Annotated in this window: 2 protein-coding genes; both read left to right on the forward strand. The window is 51.3% G+C overall.

Annotated elements, in window-relative coordinates; genetic code table 11:
- Positions 1–138 precede the first annotated feature (138 nt).
- A complete protein-coding gene (locus tag WNB94_RS17100) occupies positions 139–894 on the forward strand; it encodes a helix-turn-helix transcriptional regulator (RefSeq protein WP_341391580.1) in 756 nt (251 codons plus the stop codon).
- Between the two features lie 11 nt (positions 895–905).
- Complete coding sequence (locus WNB94_RS17105) at positions 906–1,292, forward strand: antibiotic biosynthesis monooxygenase family protein (protein WP_341391581.1); 387 nt, start codon at positions 906–908, stop codon at positions 1,290–1,292.
- The last annotated feature ends 395 nt before the right edge of the window (positions 1,293–1,687 follow it).

Below are 1,687 nucleotides of genomic sequence, written 5' to 3' on the forward strand. Positions count from 1 at the left end.
ACAGCCTAACTGTCAGGTCAACGCGGACGCAACCAAGGGCCATGCCTTCGGCATTCTCATGGCCCTTGGTTGTGCCCTCCGCCCTAGCGGGCTCCGGCGCCGGTTACCTTGGTAGTTAGGCATTTCGGAGTCACCACTGTGCGCAAAGCTGATAGGCTATTTCAGGTTGTGAACATAATTCGCGCCCATCAACCCATGACGGCGCAAAAACTAGCTGAGCGCCTCAATGTTTCCACGCGAACCATTTACCGATATATAGATGATCTATCTTTAAGTGGAATACCGATATACGGGGAGCCAGGGATTGGGTATTGCCTGCATAGAGACTTCGAACTTGCGCCACTGTCACTAACCCAAGAGGAAATGACAACGCTTACGCTGGGCCTAGAAATGCTCGCGACATCGGTTGGCGGAAAAACAAGGTCTATTGCCCAAGGGCTTATTTCAAAGATTGAAGCATCAAACCCAGGCGCCATGAATGCGCCCGACGACAAAAAATTCTTCTCGATGTTAGCCCCTCCAGGCAGCGAACTCCCAAAAATTTGGTGGCCACTATCCGAAGCAATCACCAAAGGCTCTCCGGTAAAAATAGATTATTGCTCACTTGACGGCATAAACACGCAACGAGTAGTTCTTCCTCTGGGTATGTTTTATTGGGGCGGAAAATGGACTATTGGTACTTGGTGTGCCGCAAAAGAAGCTTACCGAGACTTCAGAGTTGATCGCATTCGCTATGTAGAGTTGTTGCCACCCACAACCCAAGTACAGTTCTCCGGCACCCTCCCTGAGTACATGCAACATCAAACGCTCACATCATCGAAAAAAGTTTCAGCATCTACTGACAACACGCTGTCAGTAGATGCTATGCATAGTGATGCTTCCTCAACAAGATAGGCGCTATGCAAATGAAGCTCTTCCAAAGCAATACCTCACTTTTTATCGCTGCCATGTTGGCCGCCATGCACCCTTGTTCCGCTATCGCTGGCGAGACTCCGAGTTGCGCCGGAAAGCCAGTGGTGGAAATTGTTGTCTTCTCGTCAAACAAGGGTGTGTCCGATAGTGCCATGAAGCGCGCCGCAGCCAACGTCACGCCGACTTTGCGCAATATGCCAGGCTTCAAGGATAGGGCATTTTCCAAATCATCGAATGGCAAGTGGGTAGATGTAGTTCAGTGGCAGAGCTTGGAGTCCGCAAATGCCGCCGCAGAGAAAGTCATGAAAAATTCGGTTGCTGCAACTTTTTTTAGCCTCATTAATCAAAACGACATGAGCATCAAGCACCTCTGTGAGTAACTGAAAATGCCTAACTGGGCGGTCAAGCGGACGCCAAAAAGGCCCATGGCTTCGCCATTTTTATGGGCCTTTTTGGTACCCTCCGCCCTATCGGGCTCCGGCGCCGCTTACCTTGGGCGTTAGGCCACTTCTGAAATAGGCTCTGGAAGCATTTGTAGGGCATGTTTTGCGGCATCGAGGACCCTGCTCCGCTCATCACTCGGGAATGGTTTGGCGGGCCTCGGCCGCTTCCTGGTTAATCCACCGGCTGGCTTCGCTCTATGCACAGCGTTAAGGAAGGTCTGCAAAACCCGCCGTCAAGGCGCGAGTCTTGCATGATGATGTCGTCAAGTTGATACGTGGCGCAAGGACATGAAGCAAGTCAGCCTGGGATTGAACCTGTCGACCAAGAAGAC

The sequence above is a fragment of the Aquabacterium sp. A3 genome, assembly GCF_038069945.1.
In the GTDB taxonomy this organism is placed as follows: Bacteria; Pseudomonadota; Gammaproteobacteria; order Burkholderiales; family Burkholderiaceae_C; genus Aquabacterium.